Consider the following 23,737-nt stretch of genomic DNA (forward strand, 5'->3'; position numbering starts at 1 on the left):
ACCACATAACCAAGGAGTTTACATGGCTATTAGTGCACAACAGGTTAAAGAACTGCGTGAGCGCACCGGCGCTGGCATGATGGAATGCAAGACCGTTCTGACGGAAGCGGACGGAGATATGGAGGCGGCTATTGATTTGCTGCGCACCCGGGGTTTGGCCAAGGCTGACAAGAAGGCCAGTCGCGTAGCGGCGGAGGGTGTCATTGTTACTGCGCTGAGTGCAGACCAGAAGCAGGGTGTGGTGCTGGAAGTGAACTGCGAGACCGATTTTGTGGCCAAGAATGATGATTTTCTGGCCTTGGCCAAGGATTGTGCCGAACAGGCTCTGCAACAGGGGCTGAAACAAATAGAGGCGCTGGTGGCGGATGCTTCCATTGAAGAGCGGCGCAAAACCCTGGTCAGCAAGTTGGGTGAAAATATCAGTTTGCGGCGCTTACAGCACTTGCAAGTCAAGGAAGGCGTGGTAGGAGCCTATATACATGGCAGTCGCATCGGGGTGATAGTGGCGCTGGAAGGTCAGGCGGCTACGGAAGAACTCGGTAAGGATGTGGCCATGCATGTCGCTGCAGCCCGTCCGGAAGTGGTTCGTCCTGATCAGGTATCTGCAGAGCGCCTGGCCCGGGAAAAGGATATCCTGGTCGCCCAGGCCGCTGATAGTGGCAAGCCTGCTGATATTGTTGAAAAAATGATATCCGGCCGACTTAACAAGCTGGTCAACGAAATTGCGCTGACCGGGCAGCCTTTTGTGAAAGATCCGGATAAAAGCGTGGGGCAGTTGGTCAAGGGTTTTTCGGGCGTGGAAGTCATCGAATTCATTCGTTTTGAGGTGGGTGAAGGGATCGAAAAAGCGCCTACCGCAGACTTTGCCAGTGAAGTGATGGCGCAAGTCCGGGGGTCCTGAATGACCGCTCCCCTGTACTCACGTGTTCTCCTGAAGCTCAGTGGGGAGGCTTTGATGGGGGATGGGCAGTATGGCGTCGACCGCGAGGTTGTACGCCGTATGGCTCGCGAAATCAAGGATGTGGTCTCTTCTGGTGTGCAGGTCGCCATTGTCATTGGCGGTGGCAATATTTTCCGGGGGATGGCCAAGGCTGCTGAGGGTATGGATCGTGCCACTGCTGACTATATGGGGATGCTGGCGACGGTAATGAATGCTCTGGCGGTTCAGGATGCTCTGGAGCATTTGGGCTTGCCGACGCGGGTGCTTTCCGCCCTGCATATAGAGCAGGTCGCAGAACCTTATATCCGCAGGCGTGCTATTCGCCATCTGGAGAAAGGTCGGGTAGTCATTTTTGGCGCTGGTACGGGTAATCCTTTTTTTACCACGGATACAGCCGCCAGTTTGCGGGCCGTAGAAATCAATGCCGAGTTGGTTCTGAAAGGAACCAAGGTGGACGGCGTATATACGGATGATCCGGTCACTCATCCTGAGGCCATGCGTTACCGTGAACTGTCTTATAGCCAGGTTCTGGAGCAGAATCTTCAGGTGATGGATGCGACAGCGATTACCCTTTGTCGTGATAATGATATGCCCATCATCGTTTTTTCCATTAACAAATCCGGCGCATTAATGCGGGTAATGCTGGGTGAAGAGGAAGGCACCTCGGTGCGTAGAGAGGTTCCATGAGTATTCAGGACATCAAAAAAGACGCCGAAACCCGGATGAAAAAAAGCATCGAATCCCTCAAGGGGGAGTTGACGCGTCTGCGTACCGGTCGCGCCAGTGCTGGTTTGCTGGATCATGTAATGATTGATTATTACAATGCTCCTACCCCGCTAGCTCAGGTGGCCTCGGTTTCCGTGGCTGACGCCCGTTCTCTGGTGGTGACACCTTGGGAAAAAAACCTGATCCCAAAAATTGACAAAGCCATTCGTGATGCTGGACTGGGACTCAATCCGGTAGCCGGTTCGGACAATATTCGTGTACCTCTGCCGGCACTTTCTGAAGAGCGGCGCAAGGAGATGGTAAAAGTGGTCAGGCAGGAGGGCGAAGGTGCCCGAGTGGCCATTCGTAATATTCGTCGTGACAGTATTTCACAGGTCAAGGACCTTCATAAGCAAAAACTCATTTCCGAAGACGAAGAGCGTCAGGCAGAAGAGGCTTTTCAGAAGCTGACGGATCGCTTTGTGGATGAAGTCGATGCCGTGGTGGAGGCCAAGGAAGCTGACCTCATGGAGGTCTGAGAATTATGGCTGCACTGCCTGGATCAGAACCTTCTAAGTTCCCTCGCCATGTTGCGGTCATTATGGATGGTAATGGCCGCTGGGCGTATCGGCAGCATTTACCCCGTGTGGCCGGTCATCGACGCGGAGCTGAAGTGGTCCGGGAAATGGTTCAGTCCTGTGTCGACCTGGGTATTCCCCATCTCACTCTTTTTGCTTTTAGTACTGAAAATTGGCGGCGGCCTCCTCTGGAGGTGCGTCTGCTCATGAATCTGTTTCGCTTGCTCCTGAAGCGGGAAGCCCGTAAGTTGCATGAAAACGGGGTGCGCTTACGGATTATTGGTGATCGCAGCGCGCTGGAACGGGATATCCGTCAGTTGATTGAAGACGCTGAAAATCTCACCCGGGATAATACCCGTTTGCAACTCAATCTGGCGGTAAATTACGGTGGACGTTGGGATATTGCCCAAGCTACACGCGCCGCAATTGCTGCGTTTCAGTCTGCAGCATTGAATTTACAGGATCTCAGCGAGCAGGATATTGCCCGACACTTGAGTCTGTCCGATGGTCCCGAGCCCGATTTGTTGATTCGTACGGGTGGGGAAGAACGCATCAGTAATTTTTTGGTCTGGCAACTGGCGTACACAGAATTCTATTTTACTGACACGCTCTGGCCGGATTTTGATCGCGCTTCTTTACAACATGCACTGCATTCTTTTGCGCATCGTCAAAGGCGTTTTGGACGTACTGGCGATCAGGTCCTGGAGGGCGATTGCTCCGTCAGCGACTGATCACCGCCGCCTTTTTGTTGCTGCTGGTTTTTGTCCTGATTTTTCAGGCTTCCTCTCCGATTTTTCTGGTTTTTTTAATGCTGCTCGCCCTATTTGCCGGACAGGAATGGGGGCGTCTCAGCTTGTTCTCCAAGCCTATTGCCCTGCTTCTGGGGCTGTTGCTTGCGCTGCTTTTGCTGCTGCCGCTTTGGTTTAAAAACCTGATCGGCCCCCTGTTGGCGGATATTTCGGTAGCGGCCTGGCTATTATGGGTGATGCTGATGCTTGCTGTGTCACCCAGCTTGTTGCATAGGGCTTCATTTTGGCAGCGTCCGCTTACGGGTTTCCTGCTTTTGCCAGCTTTTTTGCCAGCTTTCTGGTTTGCCCTGCAACTTCAACGTCAGGCTCCACATCAACTTTTATGGGTGATTTTAATAATCAGTGCCGGCGATATTGGCGCCATGACATTTGGTAAATTTTGGGGCCGGCGGCGGCTGATCCCGCAGGTCAGTCCGGGCAAAACCTGGGAGGGTCTTTTGGGTGGCTTGCTTGCCAGCGCCATTGTGGGCACACTGGGCGCATGGATCTGGCTGGGGTCTCACCCTCTCGTATTATGCTCGGGGGCTTTGCTGGGGGTGGTGACAGCAATATTTGCAGTCATTGGTGACCTGGCAGAAAGTTATCTCAAACGCCGCGCAGATCGTAAGGATAGTGGGCAATTACTGCCAGGACACGGTGGTTTGCTTGACCGTCTGGACAGTATCAGCGCGGGTATCCCGGTTTTTGTAGCCGGGCTTTACTATCTGGGTTGGTGGAAATGACAAGAGGCATCTGCATACTCGGAGCCACGGGCTCCATTGGAAAAAGCACCCTGGACGTGCTTTCGCGCCATTCCGATGCATTCCGGGTGGTGGCCTTAACGGGTAATCATCGTGTTGCGGAGATGTTGGCACTCTGCAAAATCCATCAACCCGAACAGGTCGTCATGGCGGCCGCTGACGCCGCCCAACAATTGCGGGTGTTGTTACGTGATGCCGGTCTTAAACAGATCAATGTAGAAAGTGGTCCAGAAGCATTGGCAGATGTTGCCAGAATGGACGGTGTTGACGAGGTAATGGCCGCAATTGTCGGAGCAGCAGGGCTTCTGCCTACTCTGGCTGCAGTGGAAGCCGGCAAAAAAGTTTACCTGGCCAACAAGGAATGTCTGGTGATGGCGGGCAAGCTGTTTATGGACCGGGTGCGGGCGTGTCAGGTGACCCTGCTGCCCATTGATAGTGAGCATAATGCCGTTTTCCAGTGCTTTGCCGATGGGCGAGGTGTGCGCCGCATTCTTTTGACAGCCTCTGGCGGTCCTTTCCGGACCTGGCCTTTAGAGAGGCTCGCGGGGGTAACCCCGGATCAGGCCTGTGCGCATCCCAACTGGGTGATGGGCCGGAAAATTTCTGTAGATTCGGCAACGATGATGAACAAGGGTCTGGAGGTGATTGAAGCCCACTGGCTGTTTAATCTTCCGGCAGAACAAATTGATGTGCTCATCCACCCCCAAAGTATCATTCATTCCATGGTGGAATACGTAGACGGTTCGGTGTTGGCGCAACTGGGCAATCCGGACATGCGTACACCCATTGCTCATGCCCTGGCTTACCCGGAACGCATCGAAAGTGGGGTATCCTCACTGGATCTGGCCAAGACCACAGATTTGCAATTTGAAGCCCCTGACCTGCAACGGTTCCCTTGTCTGGCTTTAGCTTTTTCAGCACTGAAAGCAGGTGGTGCTGCAGCTACTGTTCTCAATGCTGCCAATGAAGTAGCGGTTCAGGCGTTTCTGGACGAGGCTTTACCTTTTGCCCGGATTGCTGCTGTAGTGGAAAATACCCTGGCAGAACTGCAACCTGCTACACCGGATGAGCTGGATGCTGTTCTGGCGATTGATCAGCAGGCCAGAGTGATAGCCGGCAAGCATCTGCGCCGTTATGCTGAATCTGCTTTGGCCTGATTTCGGGCTACTGTGCACATACTCGAAACCATAGGCGCTTTTATTCTCGCAATTGGCATTTTGGTGCTGATTCATGAATCTGGACATTTCTGGGTCGCCAAATTCATGGGCGTGAAAGTGCTGAAATTCAGCATCGGCTTTGGTCCCGCGCTGATCAGTCGGCGTTGGGGTAAGGATCGCACCGAATATGTCCTCGCTGCGTTACCTTTGGGTGGTTACGTCAAAATGCTCGGTGAACAGGCTGGTGAAGAAGTAATGCCTGAAGACCGTTCCCGGACTTTTGAGCAACTGGCTCCCAGCAAACGTTTTCTCATTGCCCTGGCTGGCCCTGCAGCCAATCTCCTTTTTGCAGTTGTTGCTTATGCCGGGGTTGCCTGGATTGGTATTCCCGGGCTGGCTCCCATTGTTGGTCTGGTGAATGATCATTCTCTGGCCGCTCAGGCCCATTTGCAGCCGGGCCAACGCATTACCTCCCTGAATGGGCAGCAGGTTTATACCTGGGAAGACATGCGTATGGGTTTGTTGTCGGCGGCCATTGCCCGGGTGCCGGCACACCTTGAGACTACCGAGCAGGGCAGGTTGGCAACCCATACCCTGCCCTTGCAAAATCTGAAGGCAGATTCGGTGGGGCCGGACTTTGTTGGCAAGATCATCGGAATGGAGCCTTACCTGCCAGCAACTGTGGGAGCAGTCGAAGCCAAAAGTCCGGCCGCCCAGGCAGGACTGGTAGCTGGCGATCGTATTACCGGCATTGATCATCATCCTGTCCCGAGCTGGGAGAGTCTGGCCCGTCACATTGAATCGCATCCAGACAAAACGGTGGAGATGACTTACCGGACGGCTGCGGGGATCAGCAAAACCATTCAGATCAAACCACAAATGTTTCTCGACAAGGCGGGTAAAGCGATTGGCAGAATCGGCATTGTCATGGCGCCTCTGCCCAAGGATTTGATAGTTATACGCCAGCGGGGACCATTTGAGGGATTGATCTATGGTGCGCAGAGTACCTGGCAGATGTCCTGGATGACCGTGGAGATGATAGTTCGGATGGTGCAGGGCTTTGTTTCGCCAGACAATATCAGCGGGCCTATTAGCATTGCCGAATATGCGGGGCAGTCGGCTCAGGCTGGCATGGCGCCATTTCTGTCTTTTCTGGCTTTGGTCAGCATTAGTTTGGGGGTCCTGAATTTGCTCCCTATTCCCATACTGGATGGTGGTCATCTGGTGTTTTACGCTTTGGAAATGGTACGGGGTAAGCCGCTTTCACCGGCGGTGGTGCAAAAAGCCCAACAGATCGGTATAGTGCTGCTTCTGATGCTGATGTCCTTCGCTTTTTACAACGATATTACGAGATTGATGACTCCGTGAAAAAATTCAGCCTGACTTCACCTTCGCCTCTTGTTCTTGCCTCGGGAATCGCCTGTTTGGCGGCCGTTTGGACAGCCCCAGCCTGGGCATTTACACCCTTCACTGTGAAAAACATAGAGATAAGAGGATTGCAGCACATTGCCCCTGGGACGGTTTATAACTATCTGCCCATTCATATCGGCGAAGAAGTAGATGACCAGAAAGCGCAGCAGGCGATTAAAGATCTTTACTCTACAGGTTTTTTCAAGGACGTAACTATCGCTCGCTCGGATGACAATTTGCTGGTGGTCGTCCAGGAACGTCCGATCATTGCCAGCATCAGGATGCACGGCATCAAGGCCTTTTCCAAAAAAGAAGTGGAAGGAACCCTGAAAGGCATCGGATTGGTGGACCGCCATATTTTCAATCAGTCCCTTCTTGACGAAGTCGTACATGGACTGCAGCAGCAGTATGAAGGCATGGGTTATTACAATGCGAAAATTCATGCCAAGGTGGATAAACTGCCACGTAACCGCGTAGCCATTTATCTGGCTGCTGACGAGGGAGAGCAGGCTACTATCAAGCAGGTGACCATTGTCGGTAATCACGCTTTCAGTGAAAGTCGTCTGCGTGGACTTTTCGATATTGGTGCCCCTGATGCTTTTTCATTTTTTACCAAAAATGATCGTTATTCTCAGGAGAAATTGATGAAGGGCCTGGAAGCCCTGCACAATTTCTATCTGGATCGCGGCTATCTGAATTTTGATATTGAATCCAATCAGGTACAGGTCACACCAGATCGTCGTTTTGTCTATATTACGGTCAATGTGCATGAAGGACCGGTTTATCATGTGAAGTCGGTGAATTTGACGGGGAATCTGGTGATTTCCAAGCCGGAGCTGGAAAAACTGGTGGAAATTCATCCGGGTGAAGTATTTTCCCGGGCAAAAATCAATGACACCAATAGTGCCATTGCCAACAAGCTGGGTGATCTGGGCTATGCTTTTGCCAATACCACACCGGTGCCGACGGTGGATGAAAAAACCCGTGAGGTGGCTCTGAATTTTGAAGTGGACCCAGGGCGCAAAGTGTACATTCGCCGCATTGAAATTACTGGCAATGATCGCAGTCGGGACTATGTAGTCCGGCGTCAGTTCAGGCAGATGGAAGGATCTCTTTATAATGGCGCGCAGATCAGGCGTTCCAAGGAGCGGCTCCAGCAGACTGGTTTTTACGATAAAATTGACACTAAAACGGTTCCGGTTCCCGGTCATCCTGATCAGATGAATCTGGATGTGCATGTCAGCGAGCGGCCAACGGGCAGTTTCAGCCTGGGTGTAGGTTACTCCAATGCGCAGGGTATTTTGTTCAATGGTTCCATCAGTCAGAACAATTTTATGGGTACCGGAAATGCGCTGTCTTTTTCGGCCAATGTGGGCGGATTGGGCACAGCATTCAACCTGTCTTATACTGATCCTTATTTTACTCCGGATGGCATCAGTCTGGGTGTTAATCTTTATCGGAATGATACCAATCTTTCCACCCTCGCTGTCGCACCCTATCAGGAAATTGACTATGGTGCTACGGGCACGCTGGGCATACCCATCATGCGGTATGTCTATGACTATATGTCCTTGGGCTATAGTAATACGACCATTAATCTGACTTCTGGTAGTCCACAGATTTATAACCAGTATGTAACTACGTTTGGTAATACGGCTACTGCTGTGACCATGGGTAATAGTCTGGTGTATGATAGTCGCAATTCGCCGATTTTCCCGACTAAAGGTTTTTATGGCAGTCTGGATCTGAAAGCCGCCGTCCCTCCGGGAAAACTAAAATGGTACAAGGCAGAGGTCAAGGCTGACTATTATCATCCCATCACTTCCTGGTTGACTGGCGGACTGAGTGGTCGCTATGGCTTCATCAATGGCTATGGTGGCAAGCCGGTTCCTTTCTTTAATAACTATTATCTGGGTGGTCCTACGACACTGCCGGGCTATCAGACTTATGCGCTGGGTCCGCAGGTCGGTGGTTATCCTGTAGGTGGTACCCGTGAGTTGTTGTTTAATGCCAGCCTTTACTTTCCATTGCCGGGCCTGGCGGATAACCCTAATTTCCGGATGTCTCTCTTTGCAGCCAGCGGTTGGGTTTATGGTGTTCAGTCCAACACCGACGGTTCCATCTATAATTATACCAATAACTATTTCCCCAGTCTGGGTGAGATGCGTACAACGGCTGGCATAGGCTTTCTGTGGATCAGCCCCCTTGGACCTCTGCGCTTGTCCCTGGCGATCCCCTTGGACAAAAAGCCGGGAGATCTTACCCAACCCCTGCAGTTCACTGTGGGTAACAACTTCTGATGCTCCGGTGATATGGGTATGATGCGTCAGTTACTTCTGGGTTTGGGTTTGTTGCTGTTTGCCGGGATAGCCTTCGCCGACCCCATGAAAATCGGCTTTGTCGATCTCGATAAAGCCCTGCGCGAACTTCCCGAAGCGCAGGTCGGCGCGGCGAACCTCAATAAGCAGGTGGAGGCCAAGCAAAAGCAAATAGAAGCAAAGCGCCAACAAATAGATGCTTTTCAGAAATCGCTGGAAAAAGATTTTCCACATTTGAGTAATGCCCAGCGTCAGGATCGCGAAGCACAATTGCAAAGTATGATTCTCAGTCTTCAGCAATTTCAGCGCCAGGCTCAGGATACGCTCAACTATCAGCGCAATCAGATTCTCAAGAATATTCAGACCCAACTGGTCAAAGTGGTCAGTCAAATTGGCCGTGCCGGGCATTACACGGTTATTCTCAATGACAAATCAGTGTTGTATGTCAGCGGTGCCATTGATTTGACCGGGCAGGTGGTGGCAGCCATGAACAGCACGATGAGTGCGGCAAAGTCCGCAGGAAAAAAATAATGAGAGCAAGCAGCACGCATCGTCTTCAGGATCTGGCACAACAACTTGCTGGAGAATTGCGCGGCGATGCAGAATACCTGGTTACCGGCATAGCCCCACTTGATACCGCCGAGGCTGGGGATATTACTTTTTTCCAGGCAAGCAGCTTACGTGGCTGTTTGCAGTCCAGTCAGGCAGGTGCCGTTATCCTCAGCCCTGAATCTGCCGATGATTTTTCTGGAAACTGCATTGTTGTCAAAAACCCCTATGCGGCTTTTGCCAAAATTATGCAGTACCTGTTTCCTGTGGCCCGTCATGAACCGGGTATTCATCACAGCGCTCAACTGGATCGGAATGTGCAAATCCATCCTGAGGTGCGCATAGATGCTTTCGTCAAGGTGGAGTCGGGGGTACAGATTGCAGCCGGAGTTTGGCTGGAGGCGGGCGTATTTGTGGGTGCTGACGTTCTGATAGGGGCAGGAACCCATGTTTACCCGGGTGTGAAAATCTATTCTGGTTGCCGCATTGGCGAACGTTGTGTTATTCACGCGGGTGCAGTTATTGGTGCGGATGGATTTGGGTTTGCGGAAGAAAACGGGAAATATCTGAAAATTCCCCAGATAGGCGGGGTATTGATCGGCAATGATGTGGAGATAGGTGCCAATACCTGTATTGATCGTGGTGTTCTGACCGATACGATTCTTGCCGACGGAGTCAAGATCGATAATCTGGTGCAAATCGGTCACAATGTGCAAATAGGCGCGCATACGGTTATTGCTGGTCAAACGGGCATAGCGGGTAGTACCCGTATTGGCAGCCATTGCCGGATTGGCGGGCAGGTTGGCGTTACCGGACACGTTGAAATAGCGGATAACTGCGTGATTGCCGGACAAAGTGCTATTACCCATTCCTTGCGTAGCTCGGGGGTTTATTCGGGAGTGGTACCAGCCCATGAAATTACCCGTTGGCGGCGCATTGTTGCCCGCTTTGACGGGCTGGATGCCTTGTTCCGGCGGGTAAAAACTCTGGAGAAAAAATCTGCGCACCAAGCATCATCTGACGGAGAGCCATTGCATGGAGAGTGAACTGAATATTCAGGATATTATGAAGCGATTACCGCATCGCTATCCTTTTTTGCTGGTAGATCGCGTGCTGCATATGGAGATCGGAAAGTCGTTGCGAGCAGTCAAAAATGTCACCATGAATGAGCCGTTTTTTCAGGGACATTTTCCGGCCATGCCCGTGATGCCAGGGGTTTTGATTATTGAGGCCCTGGCCCAGGCCGCTGCTCTGCTGGCTTTTGTTTCGGAAGATAAATATGGTGAAAATGCCGCCGTGTATTTTGCCGGTATTGATAAGGCCCGCTTCCGCAAGCCGGTCACTCCAGGCGATCGTCTGGAGTTGCTGGCTAACGTCAGTCGGCGTCGCTCGGGAATGTGGCAAATGGAAACCCAGGCACTGGTAGATGGTCATGAGGTGGCTTCGGCCCTGTTGCTGGCAACGCTTCGGGAAACTGCTCCATGAGCGCAAGCATTCATCCTACGGCCATTGTTGATCCAAGTGCCATTATTGGTACCGATTGTAAAATTGGTCCTTACGCAGTGATTGGTGCTAATGTGGAGTTGGGTGATTACTGTCAGATTGCTGCGCATGCGGTACTGGAAGGTCCGACCAGGATTGGCAGCCATAATCATATTTTTCAGTTTGCTTCAGTGGGTACGGCTCCCCAGGATTTAGGCTATAAGGGCGAGCCTACGGCACTGGAAATCGGTTCGCACAATACCTTGCGGGAGTTCGTGACGGTGAATCGCGGCACGGTAAAGGGGGGCGGTGTGACGCGAATTGGTAGCCACAATCTGCTCATGGCTTATTGTCATGTGGCGCATGACTGCTGCATCGGCGATCAGGTGGTGATGGCCAATGCGGCGACTCTGGCCGGACATGTATGTATTGAAGACCACGCTATTCTGGGTGGCCTTTCTGCCGTCCATCAATTTGCACGCATTGGTTCGCACGCCATTTTGGGTGGGGGAACCATGGCGCCGCTGGATATTCCACCCTATATGATGGCTGCCGGGAATCATGCCAGTCTTCATGGTATTAATGTGCGTGGTCTGGCCCGGCGTGGTATTTCCCGCGAGACTATTTTGCAAATCAAACGCGCTTACAGAATTTTGTTCCGCTCTGGACAGCGTCTGGATGATGCTATGGAAGAGGTGCGTCAGCGTGGTCTTGATGCCCCGGAAATCGCCCATTTGCTGGACTTCATCCAGAACAGCAAGCGAGGAATTACCCGACCATGAAACATCTCAAAACCGCCGTGATCGGTGTGGGTCATCTGGGTCGCTTTCATGCCCAGAAATATGCAAATTTGTCCGATCTACAAGGCGTTTATGACGCCAACCCCGATCGTGCCGCTGAAGTGGCCCAGGAACTAGGTTGCCGGGCTTTTGCCAGCATTCCTGAGCTGCTGGCCTCAGTGGAGGCCATATCCATAGCGACCCCAACTTCAACCCATCATGCGGTTGCTGAAGAAGCACTGCGTGCGGGGGTGCATTGCCTGGTTGAAAAGCCGTTCACGCTGGATATTCCAGAAGCAGATGCCTTGATTGCTCTGGCTCAGGAACGCCAACTGGTTCTGGCTGTGGGGCATATTAAAAGAGTGCATCCGGCCATTCGCCATTTGCGACAGGCAGGTTATGGTGCACCTCGTTATTTGGAAGCCGAGCGCCTGGCGCCTTTCAAGCCCCGTTCTCTGGATATTGATGTCATCATGGATCTCATGATTCATGATCTGGATCTGACCTTACTGCTGACTGAGGCCGAACCTGTTGATGTGCGCGCGGTAGGTGTTGCTGCGGTGACCGACAAGGCCGACATGGCCAATGCCTGGATCACTCTCAGTAATGGTACCGTGGCGAACCTTGCGGCTTCCCGGGTGGTTCGCGAACCGGCCCGGCGCTTGCGGATTTTCTGGCAGGACCGTTACGCTTCTGTAGATTTTATCCAGAATACCCTGCATATTTATCATCGCGGAGAAGGGGCCGTGCCGGGTATTCCCGGTGTTCGGGATGAAGCCGTCAGCCTGAGCAAAACCGATGCCCTGGCCGCAGAAATTGAAGATTTTCTGGGTGCGGTGCTTCATCAAATTCCGGTATTTTGTGATGGTACGGCGGGTCGCCGGGTATTGGCGGCAGCGCTGCAAGTACGCAAGGCGGTGGATGGTTTTCTTTCCCGCTGAGGGGTGGACCAGACCCAGTCAATGGATTTTTAAACAGGATATCAATACATGAGTCATAGTACAGCCATTCCCATGGTCGATTTGCGCGCACATTTTCAGCCACTACGTGAAGAAATTCTTGCCGGATTGGGAAAAATTCTGGATCAGGCGGGTTTTATCCTCGGTGAACACGGTCGCGCTTTGGAGCAGGATGTGGCGCAACTCTGCGGGGTAGCACATGGGGTGGGCTGTGCGTCGGGAACCGATGCATTGTTGCTGGCTCTGCGTGCTTTGGGAATTGGGCCGGGGGATGAGGTGATTGTGCCTACCTTCACTTTTATTGCTACGGCAGAAGCGGTCCTTTACGTGGGTGCCAAGCCGGTTTTTGTAGATGTGGACCCGCAAAATTATGTGTTGACCGTGTCACTTATTGAAGCGGCCATCACCGACCGCACAAAAGCCATTATTCCAGTACATCTTTATGGTCTGCCTGCCGATATGCCCGCCATCATGTCTCTGGCGCAGCAGCATCATCTGAAGGTGATTGAAGATTGCGCCCAGGCTATTGGCGCCAGTATTCATGGGCGTGCGGTGGGAAGCTTTGGTGACATCGGCTGTTTTTCCTTTTTCCCCAGCAAAAATCTTGGCGGTGCCGGTGATGGCGGCATGGTGGTGACCAATGATCCAGAACTGGATAAACAATTACGGGGCTTGCGCAATCATGGTTCATGGCAGACCTATCATCATGATGTGCTGGGTTATAACAGTCGTCTGGATGAAATGCAGGCATTGATTTTGCGCACGGAATTCCCGCATCTTTCTACTTTTAATGCCGGACGTCAGCGGGCGGCTGCCTGGTATGCCGAGCATCTCGGCGGTCTGGACCTGCAATTACCTCGTGTTCCGGAAGCTTATCAGCATGTATATCACCAATATACCATTCAGCTGGAAGGTCGGGATGTGGTAAAGGCCGCCTTACAGGCAGAGCACATTGCCAGCGCCATTTATTACCCCATACCCGGTCATCGCCAGAAAATGTTTGGTGATCAGCCTCAAGGTCATTGTCCAGTAGCGGACAAGCTGGCCGAGCGGGTTTTGTCCTTGCCCATGTTTCCCGAGCTGCAAGAGGCGCAGGTTGCCCGGGTGGCAGAGGTGATTCGCCGCACTCTGAAGGATTAAAGCATTGGGCAAGGTGTTTATCCTTGCTGTGGAGCGGTCCGGGGAAAATCTCGGACTGGAAATCATGGAAAATGCGACTGCTGCCGGTCTGAATTTACATTGGTCAGGCGTGGTAGGTTCGCGTTTGCAGGCTGCCGGCGTTGAAAATATTGCCGACGGGGAAACTCTTGCCATCATTGGTCTGGTTGAGGCGCTGCGCCATTATGGGGCGCTACGCCGACTGTATCATCAGGTTGTGTCGCACCTGAAAAAAGAACGGCCCACTTGTGTCATTCTGATTGATCATCCGGCATTCAATATGCGCATTGCCAAGGCGGCCAAGGCACTGGGTATTCGCGTCCTTTATGTAGTGGGGCCGCAGATTTGGGCCTGGCGCGGGCAGCGCATTCATCAAATCAAGCAGATTGTTGATCAAATGCTGGTGCTTTTTCCCTTTGAAGTGCCCATTTATGCCGAAGCTGGTGTTCCGGTGCAGGTTCTGGCGCATCCTTTGCTGGCACAGACTACTGCTGCACCCGATCGTTTGACCTCTCGGGCGGCTCTGGGGCTCGCAGCGGAGGATCAGGTCCTCGCTTTGCTGCCCGGCAGTCGGCATGGTGAGCTGGAAAAACTTTCCCGCCGTTATGCCGAAACTGCGAGTTTGCTGCGCGAGCAAATGCCCCGGTTGAAAATTGTTGTGGCTCTGGCGCGTGATGAACTGGCACCGGCCTGGAACCGCCAGTGGGAACAGGGAGCCGGCCCCAGTCATGTTCTGGTGGTTATTGCCCAAACCCGCACGGTACTGTCAGCCGCTAATGTGGTGCTGGTGGCTTCTGGAACGGCGACCCTGGAAACCGCACTGATGGAGCGTCCGGCGGTAGTGGTTTATGCCCTGAATGCCCTGACCTACGCTTTTGCGCGGCGCCTGGTAAAAACGCCTTTTGTGGCCATGCCCAATATTTTACTTAAGGAGTCCGTGTATCCGGAGTTTTTGCAGGATGCCTTTACACCCGGACAAGTGGCTGCAGCACTGTTACCCTTATTTGCCGAGGCTGGCCATAAACAAGTTCAACGCCTGAAGCAGATACGTGACTTGTTGCAGGGGGATTCTCCGGAGGCATTGCGACAGGTTTTACGGAAAATGCTTTCATGACGTGTAAATCTAAAAATGGTCAGTGGCATGAATAATCCCGAATGAGTACAGCCAGAATATCTCCGGTTTTGGAACACCGTGGCCCAACTTGCGCGGGTGTGGATGAAGCCGGTCGTGGTCCGCTGGCGGGGCCGGTCATTGCGGCGGCGGTGATTTTGCGTGAACCTCTTTACGGTCTGAACGACTCTAAGAAAATGACCGCCAAGGCCCGCTTGCAATGGGCTGCCAGAATTCGGCAGGAAGCGCTGGCCTGGTCTTTGAGCTGGGCTGCAGTTTGGGAAATTGAGCGTTACAATATTTTGCAGGCCTCGTTACGGGCCATGTCTCGGGCTATTGCTGCTCTGCCAGTACGTCCTGAATGTATTGTTGTGGATGGTAATCAGCCACCGCCGGGCTGGCAGGTTGAGACTCTGGTGGGCGGCGATGGTCGGGTTGATGCTATTGCAGCGGCCAGTATTCTCGCCAAGGTGGCCAGAGATCAGACCATGCAGGCGTTGGATGCTTATTATCCGCATTATGGTTTGGCCCGGCACATGGGTTATGGTACTGCAGTCCATATGCAGGCATTACAGCGATATGGACCTTGTCCGCTGCATCGACGTGGTTTTGGTCCGGTGGATCGAGCCTGGGAGGCAAAGCAGTGAGTGAACCAACTTTTGTCCATCTTCATGTGCATTCCGAATATTCACTGGAGGATGGCATTATTCCGGTCAAGGCGCTGGCCAAGCGTTGTGCCGAAAAAAATATGCCAGCAGTGGCGATTACGGATCATGGTAATCTTTTTGCGCTGGTGAAGTTTTATAATGCCGCTCGCAGTCAGGGCGTGAAGCCGCTGATCGGGAGTGAAATCTGGGTCCACGATGAGGGCGATGCAGACCGCCCCGCCAGTCTGATTTTGTTGTGCATGAACAAAGCCGGTTACGCCAATCTCAGCCGTCTGTTGAGTCGCGCCTATCTGGAAGGACATCAGCAGGGTCGCCCGCAAATAGCTGCCGAATGGTTGCAATATGCCAGTGAAGGATTAATTGCCCTGTCTGCTGCAGGGCAGGGTGAAATTGGTCGGGCTTTGCTGCGCCGCGATCATGCGCAGGCTGAACATTTGGCAAAACGCTATGCAGACTGGTTTCCCGAACGCTTTTATCTGGAACTGCAACGGAATGGCGAAAAAGATCAGGAAAGTCTGCTGCAAGCAACCCTCGGGCTGGCCGAAAAGCTGAATTTGCCGGTGGTGGCTACCAATAATGCCCATTTTCTGGATGCCGCCGATTTTGCCGCTTTTGATGCCCGTCAATGCATTTCTGCAGGGCTGACCCTGGATGATCCACGTCGGCCAAGACGCTTCACCACGGCGCACCGTTTTCCGGATCCAGAGGAAATGCGGACACTTTTTGCGGATTTACCCGAAGCTTGTGACAACACGGTAGAAATTGCCAAACGCTGTAATCTGGAGTTGGTGCTGGGCCAATATGCCTTGCCGGATTATCCGATTCCTGAGGGCCAGTCTGTGGATGAATATCTGCATGAAGCGGCTCAGAAAGGGCTGCAGGCGCGTCTGGATGCGTTGCAGATTCGTGCCCAGGATAGCCTCCCCTACCATGAACGCCTGCTGCGTGAAGTAGGGGTTATTCAACAAATGGGTTTCCCCGGTTATTTTCTGATTGTGGCGGACTTTATTCAATGGGCCAAGAATAACGGGGTTCCAGTCGGACCTGGACGTGGTTCGGGCGCCGGTTCTCTGGTGGCCTATGCCCTGGGGATTACCGACCTTGACCCTATCAGCAATGGCCTGCTTTTTGAACGCTTTCTGAATCCGGAGCGGGTTTCCATGCCCGATTTTGACGTGGATTTCTGTATGGATCAGCGCGACCGGGTCATTCAGTATGTCGCTGAAAAATATGGCCGCGAACGTGTCGGTCAGATCATTACCTTTGGAACCATGAAGGCGCGGGCGGTAGTCCGGGACGTTGGCCGGGTGCTGGGGCTGCCCTACGGATTTGTCGATCAGCTTGCCAAGCTGGTGCCCGGCGATTTGGGCATGACCCTGGCCAAAGCCCTAGAAGAATCCGAAGAGTTGCGGCGTCGCCAGACTGAAGAAGACGATGTGCGTGATCTTCTGGATATTGCCTTGCGTCTGGAGGGATTGCCTCGCCATGCTTCCACCCATGCGGGTGGGGTTGTCATCTCTCCAGAACCTCTGGCGGATCGTTTGCCGCTGTTTACGGATAGTTCCGGAGGCGGTGGTAATGTGACCCAGCTGGACAAGGATGATGTCGAAAAAATGGGTCTGGTAAAATTCGACTTTTTAGGTTTGCGCACCCTGACCATTATTGACATGGCGGTGAAACTGATTAATGCCGCTGCCGCCATGGAGGGCCGTGCGCCCCTGAATATTCAGCTACTCCCGCTCGATGATCCAGAGACTTTTGCGCTGCTGAAATCCACCGAAACCGTGGCTGTGTTTCAGCTGGAATCATCGGGTATGCGTGATCTGGTGCGACGTCTGCAACCCGATACTTTTGAGGATATTGTGGCCCTGGTCGCCCTGTTTCGTCCCGGTCCTTTGCAGTCGGGCATGGTGGACGATTTTATTGCCCGCAAGCATGGCAAGGCCCAGGTCAGTTATTTGCACGCCAACCTCGAACCCATTCTCAAGGAAACTTACGGCGTCATTGTTTATCAGGAGCAGGTCATGCAATCGGCTCAGGTCCTGGCGGGCTATTCCCTGGGGGGGGCCGATTTGCTGCGCCGGGCCATGGGCAAGAAAAAACCCGAAGAAATGGCCAAACAACGCAGTATTTTTCTGGAGGGTGCCCATAAAAATGGCCTGCATCCCGATCAGGCGGGAGCCATTTTCGATCTGATGGAAAAATTTGCGGAATATGGTTTCAATAAATCCCATTCTGCCGCCTACGCGCTGGTTTCCTATCAGACGGCTTATCTCAAGGCGCATTATCCCCAGTTTTTTATGGCGGCAGTACTGACTGCAGATATGGACCACACTGACAAAGTTGTGGCGATGATTGCCGAATGTCAGCGCATGGGCCTGCACATTGCCCCGCCCAGCGTACAATGTAGTGGTTTGGAGTTTAAACCTGAAGACAAGCAGGATGTCCGTTTCGGCCTGGGGGCGATCAAGGGCCTGGGGCGGGCGGCGATTCAAAGTATTCTGGAAGCGCGGCGAGAAGGTCCTTTTAACAGCCTTTTTGATCTGCTTTGTCGGGTAGATAGCCAAAAAATCAATCGTCGCGCGCTGGAGGCCCTGATACGTGCTGGCGCCATGGATGACTGGCAGGTGTCCAGAGCGGATCTGATAGCTTCTCTGGAAAGCGCCATTGAAGCAGCCGCCCAATTTCAGCAAAGCCAGGCCAGTCTGCAGGAGTCCCTCTTTGACGGACAGGAAGCCTTGCCTGTTGCGCCTTCCATTTGTCATGCTGAGCCATGGACATCTACAGAAATACTGCGTCAGGAACGGGAAACCCTGGGTTTTTATTTTAGCGGCCATCCCATGGATGATCTGCGTACAGAACTTGCCGGGCTGGGTGTGCAGCCTTTAAGCAATATTGTTGCAGGAACCGTTGTGTTGGTGGCTGGATTGGTGGTGGCGCGGCGCAGTACCCGGACCAAAAGGGGCGATCGTATTTATTTTCTGACGCTGGATGATGGTGTAGGGCGTCTGGAGGTGGTGGTATTTGCCGAAGTCTGGGCACAGGCGGGGAAAATCGGGGAAGGGGAAGAACCCGTGCTGGTGTTGGGTGAGGTCGGCGAAGACAGTTATTCTGGTGGTCTGCGGCTCAGTGCTCTAAGAGTGCTGGATCGCCAGCGCGCTCGTGAAGAGTTGGCAACCCAATTGATGGTGGATATTCCTCAGGGTAAGCCGCTGGCTCCTGAGCTTTTGCGTGATTGGCTTCAGCAATATCCGGGATCTGTGCGTCTGCTCGTGCGTTTACCGGTAGACAATGACCTGCAGGTACTGTTAAAAGTGCCGGAAAGCTTAAGTTTTACGGCGAGTGAAGAGGCCCTGGCGGCACTGCAGACGCATATGCCCGAGGGATATCAATGGCAGTGGACGTATCGTGCTGCCAATTTGCTGATAAATAATGTGATTCCTCTAGAACGTGGACAGCGCAAGACCCGGCGTCCCGCCTGAGGTAAGTTTTCAGAATGTTCAGGAGTGCCAATGAAAATCAGTTATCTGGATTTTGAACAGGGTGTAGCGGAGCTGGAAGCCAAGGTAGAAGAGCTGCATGCTCTGAATCAGCCCGGTATTGCCGATGAAATCAAGCGCCTCGAAGTGAAGGCCCGCAAAGAGTTGCAACGCATATACAGTAAGCTGGGGGCCTGGCAGACCGTACAGGTGGCGCGGCATCCCCAGCGCCCCTATACCCTCGATTATGTGCAGGCTCTGTTCAGTGAAGTACAAATTCTGGCCGGAGACCGGGCTTTTGCTGATGATCAGGCCATCATTGGCGGTTTGGCCCGCTTCAATGATCAGCCGATTGTCTGGATGGGACATCAAAAAGGGCGCGATACCAAGGAAAAAATCCAGCGTAATTTTGGTATGCCGCGCCCTGAAGGATATCGCAAGGCACTGCGCCTGTTGCGTTTGGCCGAACGCTTTCAATTACCGGTATTCACTTTTATTGATACGCCCGGTGCCTATCCTGGAATCGGTGCAGAAGAACGCGGCCAAAGTGAAGCCATTGCCCGGAATCTGGCTGTCATGTCCGATCTCGCCGTTCCCATCATCTGTACCGTCATTGGCGAAGGCGGGTCTGGCGGCGCGCTTGCTATTGGTGTGGGTGATCGGATGCTGATGCTGGAGTACAGTGTTTATTCGGTTATTTCACCGGAAGGCTGTGCGTCTATTCTCTGGAAAGACGCAGGAATGGCAGCGGAGGCCGCAGAAACCCTTGGCATTACCGCTCGCCGCTTACAGTCTCTCGGACTGATCGACGAAGTCCTGGTCGAACCTCTGGGTGGTGCTCATCGTGATCCCGAAGCCGTTTTCAATTTGGTCCGGGAGCGTTTTACCCAGCATCTGAATGAACTGAAAGCGATGGATACCAGTAAATTACTGACCACCCGTTATGAACGCCTGATGCACTATGGAGTGGTCGGCGCGGCCTGATCTGGAGCAAAGACTCCAGAATGTTCTTCAAAAATGGGAGCTCCTGCCTCGGGAGCGCCCGTTTTTTGTGGCCTATAGTGGCGGCTCAGATTCAACCGCTTTGCTGGTCGCTCTGGTGGCCTTGGGCTGTCCTGTGCAAGCCCTGCATGTAGATCATGGCTGGCACGCCGAAAGTCCGGACTGGGCGCGTTTCTGCGTCGCGCAGGCCCGCGCTCTGGGTGTCTCCTGTACCGTACTGCATTTGCCTCCGGAAACTTCAGGTGAAGGCCCGGAAGATCGGGCGCGTCGTGGTCGCTATGCGTTGCTGGCGGCACAGCTTGAGGCCGGGGACTATTTGCTGACCGCTCAACATCAGCAAGATCAGGCCGAGACTTTTTTTCTGCAGTTATTGCGGGGTACGGGTATTGCCGGACTCTCGGCCATGCCCCGGCAAAAATCCCTGGGAGTAGGGGTGTTGCTTCGTCCTTTTTTGCAGTTTACCAAACAGGAACTGCTGGACTACATCCAGGAAAAGAAAATCCCCTATATTTCCGATCCGGCGAATCAGGATTCCCGTTATGACCGGACTCGTGTCCGCGCACAGCTATTACCATTGCTCGAACAAATCGGCTGGCCCCACGCGGTGTCCACTGTGGCCCGAACCGCTGAAAATCTGGGCGATGTTCACGAGCTCGTCGATGACTGGTTTGCCATGTATTGGGGCCAGCACCAGTCAGAACACCCCGGGTTGAAGGAAGACGCTTTGTCCTTAAGCTTTTTGCAGCAGTTGTCTTCAGCCCGACAAAGAATGTTTTTGCGGGGTTGGCTGCAACGTCTTCAGTGTCCATTACCCTCACGGGCGCGTCTGGAGGTCCTTCAGCACGCATTGAAGACTGCTACAGCTAAAAGCATTCAATGGGAAGGCGGTGCCTGCAGGATTCAGGGGAAAGTGCTCTATTTAAGTCGTGCCCCGGAGTTTGATGATAATTGGCAAGACGGTAGCTGGAATGTTGACCAGCCCCTTCCTTTTTGCGGCTGGGAATGCCGGTTACTGACGCAGTGCCCTGAAGAGGGCGTCAGTCACGCCTTGCGCACAGAGTGTGCCCAGGTCAATTTATATTGGCGGCGCCGTCAAAACGGTGAGCGATCACGGATGGCTAACGGACAGCATCGAACAGTAAAAAATATCATGCTGGAGGCTGGCATACCGCCCGAGTGGCGAGCGAACATTCCCCTGCTGTGGGATGAAGCCGGGCACTTGTTGTGCATTCCCGGCTATTATCTGGCCCCGTGGGTGCGCGCCCCGATGGGGGGCGCTGCGCTCTGCCTGCTCCGAAAATAAAACTTTTCAGTCTTGCGCCATTTGCTTTTCGCGTTTTTCTTCAAGTGTTTTGCAATCAATGCAAAGAGTGGCCGTTGGTCTGGCTTCAAGACGCCGCAGGCCAATTTCCACACCACAGGATTCGCAATAACCGTATTCATTTTCCTTGATGCGACCCAGAGCCTGGGTAATTTTACGAATCAGTTTGCGTTCGCGGTCCCTTGCCCGTAATTCCAGACCCATGTCGGTTTCGAGACTGGCGCGATCATTGGGGTCCGAGTAGTTGACGTTTTCCATTTGCATGTGTTGCACAGTACGATCGACCTCAGCCATCAGCTCGCCGCGCCAGTCTTCCAGAATTTTCTGGAAGTGAGCGATTTGCGCGTCGTTCATGTATTCTTCGTCTGGCTTTGGTTCGTAAGGAACAAATGCGGTATATTGCTGAACATTTGTGGGGCTGATGCCAGCAGTTTGAGGGGCTTTGTCTGCCATGTAATCTTCCTGTCCTTGTAATAAATCCGCTTACGTTTAACAGAGATCAGCCATTTTGGCAATCTTGCGGCTTATGTTTACAATGCCAGCACCTTCAACTCTGTACCAGGAATAAAGCTTATGCCCTTGCGCGCCCTGATTTTTGATGTGGACGGAACTCTTGCGGATACCGAGCGGGATGCTCACCGTGTGGCTTTCAACCGGGCATTTGCCGCTGCAGACCTCCCCTTTGACTGGGATGTCCCTACCTACGGACATTATTTGAAGGTGACCGGTGGCAAGGAGCGTTTGCGCAGCTTTTTGGATGATCACCCGGATTATCCGCAGCTTGGTGATGCGGATATTGCCCGTATCCACAAGCAGAAAACGGCTTTTTATGTGGAGATGATGGAAGCGGGTCTTTTACCCTTGCGCCCCGGCGTGGAACGCCTGCTGAATGCTGCCAGAGAGGTTGGGTTACCCATAGCCATAGCGACCACCACCACCCCAGCCAATGTAGAGTCCTTGCTGAAAAGCACATTGGGTCAGGACGGACCGGGCCGATTCCGGACCATTGGCGCCGGCGATATTGTCCCGCACAAAAAGCCTGCCCCGGATATCTATTTGTATGTACTGCGGCAATTAGGATTTTCTGCTGCGGACTGTCTGGCTCTGGAGGACTCGGAAAATGGCTTGCGTTCTGCTGTATCTGCCGGTTTGGCTACGGTGATTACGCAAACGGAATATACTCAAAATCAGGATTTTTCATCGGCACTGCGCGTACTTGATCAACTCGGCGAGCCCCAGGCTCCCGCACAGATTTTGCATGGACGCGAAGCGGGGGCACGCATTGTTGTTGATGTGGATCGGCTGTCCCAATGGTGGGAAGAAAAAACGCAGTATTAACCTGAAAACGGCCGTTGGCTATTCAGCTTTTTGCGCCAACGTCCCTTGCCTGTTGTTCTAAGGCTCTCATCCTACTGTCAGGAGAGAACTCGCCCTTTGGGCTCAAACAGCTCTCCTGACGGGCGCTGGATTTCGCCAAGAACAACAACGGCGCGGGCCAAAGTCGCTGCAAAGCTTAATGGCCAACGGCCGTTTTCAGGATTTATCAACGAAAAAACACCCGAGGGTGATGGGTGTTCTTTGTTCGTGCATGTGCAGGCTTAATCCGACGTGAGCATCCGGTATATCTCATCTTTCAGGAGCAAGCGCTTTTTTTTCATTTCTTCCAGGCTGTGCGAACCGGTAGCCGCATCATTGCGCTCAATGTGCTCAATGTCTGCAGTCAGTTTATTGAACTCTTCATAGCGCCTGGCGAAATGCCCCTGTTCTGCCAAGAGTTGGTCCATGTGTCCAGCCAGTTCAGGAAACTCTGTTTTCAAGTCTTGATGTTCAGTAATCATATACATTCTCCGATTAGTGATTAGATCTACAGGTTGGCCGTGAGCCATAGTCCATACTTTTCATCTGCCAGTATAGCCTGCCGTTTTGTGTACGAAAAGCAAGCAGCACAGGTTTGACGGAGATAGTTTGTTCCAATTTTGTTAAAGAAAGACTTTTTTTACTGCCTTGGTTTTGATGAAGAATGTTTTTTTGTGTGTAAATATGTATCACAAGTTTTACGTCTGGCTTCTGTCTAGGGGTGATTTTTTAGAGAAAGGGGTGGCGCAGAGCTCTATTTGTATCGCATGGTATAAGAATTGCTTATGCTTGGTAATTAAATTTTTGACTATGCAAAAAAGAGGTGTGTCATGCAAAAACATGTTCCGGAAATGACAAAATTAATGGTTAGGACTGCGGTCTTTCCGGTGGCGGGCATGGGTACCCGTTTTCTTCCTGCAACCAAGGCAACACCTAAAGAAATGATGCCCGTGGTGGATAAGCCGCTGATTCAATATGCCGTAGAAGAGGCATTAGCAGCAGGTTGTGATCGCCTGGTTTTCATTACCGGGCGGGGTAAGCGTGCTATTGCCGATCATTTTGATGTCGCTTATGAGCTGGAAACAGAACTAGGGGTTTGAAGTCCAACGGAACGAAAACGTACGCTAAGGCCATTCATCCAGCTCCGAAGGCTGCTTTAGTGGTCTGAGCTGGCCATTCAGCACCTGTTCTGCCAGCGTAAACGAGTAGTGTCCCA

General features: G+C 52.7%; 22 protein-coding genes and 1 pseudogene. 21 read left to right on the forward strand and 2 right to left on the reverse strand.

Annotated elements, in window-relative coordinates; translation table 11 throughout:
• The first annotated feature begins 22 nt into the window (after positions 1–22).
• The 19 genes from tsf to tilS are packed head-to-tail and all read left to right on the forward strand — an operon-like array spanning position 23 to position 21,147.
• Positions 23–901 carry a translation elongation factor Ts gene (gene tsf, locus HJG40_RS06355; RefSeq protein WP_215863405.1) on the forward strand — a complete coding sequence of 293 codons (879 nt, stop codon included), beginning with the start codon at positions 23–25 and terminating at the stop codon, positions 899–901.
• Entirely contained in the window at positions 902–1,627 is a 726-nt protein-coding gene (gene pyrH, locus HJG40_RS06360; RefSeq protein ID WP_215863406.1) for a UMP kinase, read from the forward strand. It begins immediately after the preceding gene.
• Entirely contained in the window at positions 1,624–2,184 is a 561-nt protein-coding gene (gene frr, locus HJG40_RS06365; protein ID WP_215863407.1) for a ribosome recycling factor, read from the forward strand. Before pyrH ends, frr begins: the two co-directional genes overlap by 4 nt.
• Before the next feature lie 5 nt (positions 2,185–2,189).
• Positions 2,190–2,954 carry a polyprenyl diphosphate synthase gene (uppS, locus tag HJG40_RS06370; RefSeq protein WP_215863408.1) on the forward strand — a complete coding sequence of 255 codons (765 nt, stop codon included), beginning with the start codon at positions 2,190–2,192 and terminating at the stop codon, positions 2,952–2,954.
• Positions 2,936–3,754 carry a phosphatidate cytidylyltransferase gene (locus HJG40_RS06375; RefSeq protein ID WP_215863409.1) on the forward strand — a complete coding sequence of 273 codons (819 nt, stop codon included), beginning with the start codon at positions 2,936–2,938 and terminating at the stop codon, positions 3,752–3,754. The genes uppS and HJG40_RS06375 overlap by 19 nt, the downstream gene beginning before the upstream one ends.
• The gene (gene ispC, locus HJG40_RS06380; protein WP_215863410.1) at positions 3,751–4,929 is read left to right on the forward strand and encodes a 1-deoxy-D-xylulose-5-phosphate reductoisomerase; all 1,179 of its coding nucleotides are present in this window, start codon (positions 3,751–3,753) and stop codon (positions 4,927–4,929) included. The genes HJG40_RS06375 and ispC overlap by 4 nt, the downstream gene beginning before the upstream one ends.
• A 12-nt stretch (positions 4,930–4,941) precedes the next feature.
• Positions 4,942–6,297: an RIP metalloprotease RseP gene (rseP, locus tag HJG40_RS06385; protein WP_215863411.1), complete on the forward strand. Its 1,356-nt coding sequence runs from the start codon at positions 4,942–4,944 to the stop codon at positions 6,295–6,297.
• Positions 6,294–8,639, forward strand: coding sequence for an outer membrane protein assembly factor BamA (gene bamA, locus HJG40_RS06390; protein WP_215863412.1), 2,346 nt, complete (start codon positions 6,294–6,296; stop codon positions 8,637–8,639). The genes rseP and bamA overlap by 4 nt, the downstream gene beginning before the upstream one ends.
• A gap of 18 nt (positions 8,640–8,657) precedes the next feature.
• Positions 8,658–9,188 carry an OmpH/Skp family outer membrane protein gene (locus HJG40_RS06395; RefSeq protein WP_215863413.1) on the forward strand — a complete coding sequence of 177 codons (531 nt, stop codon included), beginning with the start codon at positions 8,658–8,660 and terminating at the stop codon, positions 9,186–9,188.
• The gene (gene lpxD / locus HJG40_RS06400) at positions 9,188–10,252 is read left to right on the forward strand and encodes a UDP-3-O-(3-hydroxymyristoyl)glucosamine N-acyltransferase (protein ID WP_215863414.1); all 1,065 of its coding nucleotides are present in this window, start codon (positions 9,188–9,190) and stop codon (positions 10,250–10,252) included. Before HJG40_RS06395 ends, lpxD begins: the two co-directional genes overlap by 1 nt.
• The gene (gene fabZ / locus HJG40_RS06405; RefSeq protein WP_215863415.1) at positions 10,242–10,691 is read left to right on the forward strand and encodes a 3-hydroxyacyl-ACP dehydratase FabZ; all 450 of its coding nucleotides are present in this window, start codon (positions 10,242–10,244) and stop codon (positions 10,689–10,691) included. Before lpxD ends, fabZ begins: the two co-directional genes overlap by 11 nt.
• Positions 10,688–11,470 (forward strand): acyl-ACP--UDP-N-acetylglucosamine O-acyltransferase, encoded by a 783-nt coding sequence (gene lpxA / locus HJG40_RS06410; protein ID WP_215863416.1) that lies wholly within the window; start codon positions 10,688–10,690, stop codon positions 11,468–11,470. The genes fabZ and lpxA overlap by 4 nt, the downstream gene beginning before the upstream one ends.
• Entirely contained in the window at positions 11,467–12,408 is a 942-nt protein-coding gene (locus HJG40_RS06415; protein WP_215863417.1) for a Gfo/Idh/MocA family protein, read from the forward strand. The genes lpxA and HJG40_RS06415 overlap by 4 nt, the downstream gene beginning before the upstream one ends.
• A 48-nt stretch (positions 12,409–12,456) precedes the next feature.
• A complete protein-coding gene (locus HJG40_RS06420) occupies positions 12,457–13,566 on the forward strand; it encodes a DegT/DnrJ/EryC1/StrS family aminotransferase (RefSeq protein WP_215863418.1) in 1,110 nt (369 codons plus the stop codon).
• 13 nt (positions 13,567–13,579) lie between these two features.
• Complete coding sequence (gene lpxB, locus HJG40_RS06425) at positions 13,580–14,698, forward strand: lipid-A-disaccharide synthase (protein WP_368355890.1); 1,119 nt, start codon at positions 13,580–13,582, stop codon at positions 14,696–14,698.
• 41 nt (positions 14,699–14,739) lie between these two features.
• Complete coding sequence (gene rnhB, locus HJG40_RS06430; protein WP_215863420.1) at positions 14,740–15,342, forward strand: ribonuclease HII; 603 nt, start codon at positions 14,740–14,742, stop codon at positions 15,340–15,342.
• Positions 15,339–18,845: a DNA polymerase III subunit alpha gene (dnaE, locus tag HJG40_RS06435; protein WP_215863421.1), complete on the forward strand. Its 3,507-nt coding sequence runs from the start codon at positions 15,339–15,341 to the stop codon at positions 18,843–18,845. The genes rnhB and dnaE overlap by 4 nt, the downstream gene beginning before the upstream one ends.
• Before the next feature lie 30 nt (positions 18,846–18,875).
• Positions 18,876–19,826 carry an acetyl-CoA carboxylase carboxyltransferase subunit alpha gene (locus tag HJG40_RS06440; protein ID WP_215863422.1) on the forward strand — a complete coding sequence of 317 codons (951 nt, stop codon included), beginning with the start codon at positions 18,876–18,878 and terminating at the stop codon, positions 19,824–19,826.
• On the forward strand, positions 19,804–21,147 hold the full coding sequence (gene tilS / locus HJG40_RS06445; RefSeq protein WP_226857252.1) for a tRNA lysidine(34) synthetase TilS: 1,344 nt from the start codon (positions 19,804–19,806) through the stop codon (positions 21,145–21,147). Before HJG40_RS06440 ends, tilS begins: the two co-directional genes overlap by 23 nt.
• 6 nt (positions 21,148–21,153) lie before the next feature.
• On the opposite strand, the gene dksA is transcribed toward tilS, so the two are convergent.
• Positions 21,154–21,618, reverse strand: a complete 465-nt coding sequence (gene dksA / locus HJG40_RS06450) for an RNA polymerase-binding protein DksA (protein ID WP_215863423.1) — start codon at positions 21,616–21,618, stop codon at positions 21,154–21,156.
• A gap of 120 nt (positions 21,619–21,738) precedes the next feature.
• On the opposite strand from dksA, the gene HJG40_RS06455 reads away from it, so the two are divergent.
• Positions 21,739–22,503 (forward strand): HAD-IA family hydrolase, encoded by a 765-nt coding sequence (locus HJG40_RS06455; RefSeq protein WP_215863424.1) that lies wholly within the window; start codon positions 21,739–21,741, stop codon positions 22,501–22,503.
• Positions 22,504–22,763: 260 nt separating this feature from the next.
• Here the strand turns inward: HJG40_RS06455 and HJG40_RS06460 are convergent, their stop codons facing one another.
• Entirely contained in the window at positions 22,764–23,003 is a 240-nt protein-coding gene (locus HJG40_RS06460; protein WP_215863425.1) for an HP1242/YdcH family protein, read from the reverse strand.
• A 348-nt stretch (positions 23,004–23,351) separates the two neighbouring features.
• Between HJG40_RS06460 and HJG40_RS06465 the strand changes: the two are divergent.
• Positions 23,352–23,612: pseudogene (locus HJG40_RS06465) on the forward strand (sugar phosphate nucleotidyltransferase); the annotation flags it as partial.
• Positions 23,613–23,737 lie beyond the last annotated feature (125 nt).

Source organism: Acidithiobacillus concretivorus (assembly GCF_018853445.1).
GTDB lineage: Bacteria > Pseudomonadota > Gammaproteobacteria > Acidithiobacillales > Acidithiobacillaceae > Acidithiobacillus > Acidithiobacillus concretivorus.

Bases quoted from the DNA above. Each gene is read 5' to 3' on its own strand.
- lpxA (WP_215863416.1), top strand. From the start codon at position 10,688: ATGAGCGCAAGCATTCATCCTACGGCCATTGTTGATCCAAGTGCCATT.
- tilS (WP_226857252.1), top strand. From the start codon at position 19,804: ATGGAGTGGTCGGCGCGGCCTGATCTGGAGCAAAGACTCCAGAATGTT.
- lpxD (WP_215863414.1), top strand. From the start codon at position 9,188: ATGAGAGCAAGCAGCACGCATCGTCTTCAGGATCTGGCACAACAACTT.
- HJG40_RS06395 (WP_215863413.1), top strand. From the start codon at position 8,658: ATGATGCGTCAGTTACTTCTGGGTTTGGGTTTGTTGCTGTTTGCCGGG.
- HJG40_RS06420 (WP_215863418.1), top strand. From the start codon at position 12,457: ATGAGTCATAGTACAGCCATTCCCATGGTCGATTTGCGCGCACATTTT.
- frr (WP_215863407.1), top strand. From the start codon at position 1,624: ATGAGTATTCAGGACATCAAAAAAGACGCCGAAACCCGGATGAAAAAA.
- ispC (WP_215863410.1), top strand. From the start codon at position 3,751: ATGACAAGAGGCATCTGCATACTCGGAGCCACGGGCTCCATTGGAAAA.
- HJG40_RS06440 (WP_215863422.1), top strand. From the start codon at position 18,876: ATGAAAATCAGTTATCTGGATTTTGAACAGGGTGTAGCGGAGCTGGAA.
- HJG40_RS06460 (WP_215863425.1), bottom strand. From the start codon at position 23,003: ATGATTACTGAACATCAAGACTTGAAAACAGAGTTTCCTGAACTGGCT.
- HJG40_RS06455 (WP_215863424.1), top strand. From the start codon at position 21,739: ATGCCCTTGCGCGCCCTGATTTTTGATGTGGACGGAACTCTTGCGGAT.
- dksA (WP_215863423.1), bottom strand. From the start codon at position 21,618: ATGGCAGACAAAGCCCCTCAAACTGCTGGCATCAGCCCCACAAATGTT.
- pyrH (WP_215863406.1), top strand. From the start codon at position 902: ATGACCGCTCCCCTGTACTCACGTGTTCTCCTGAAGCTCAGTGGGGAG.
- uppS (WP_215863408.1), top strand. From the start codon at position 2,190: ATGGCTGCACTGCCTGGATCAGAACCTTCTAAGTTCCCTCGCCATGTT.
- rnhB (WP_215863420.1), top strand. From the start codon at position 14,740: ATGAGTACAGCCAGAATATCTCCGGTTTTGGAACACCGTGGCCCAACT.
- tsf (WP_215863405.1), top strand. From the start codon at position 23: ATGGCTATTAGTGCACAACAGGTTAAAGAACTGCGTGAGCGCACCGGC.
- HJG40_RS06415 (WP_215863417.1), top strand. From the start codon at position 11,467: ATGAAACATCTCAAAACCGCCGTGATCGGTGTGGGTCATCTGGGTCGC.
- fabZ (WP_215863415.1), top strand. From the start codon at position 10,242: ATGGAGAGTGAACTGAATATTCAGGATATTATGAAGCGATTACCGCAT.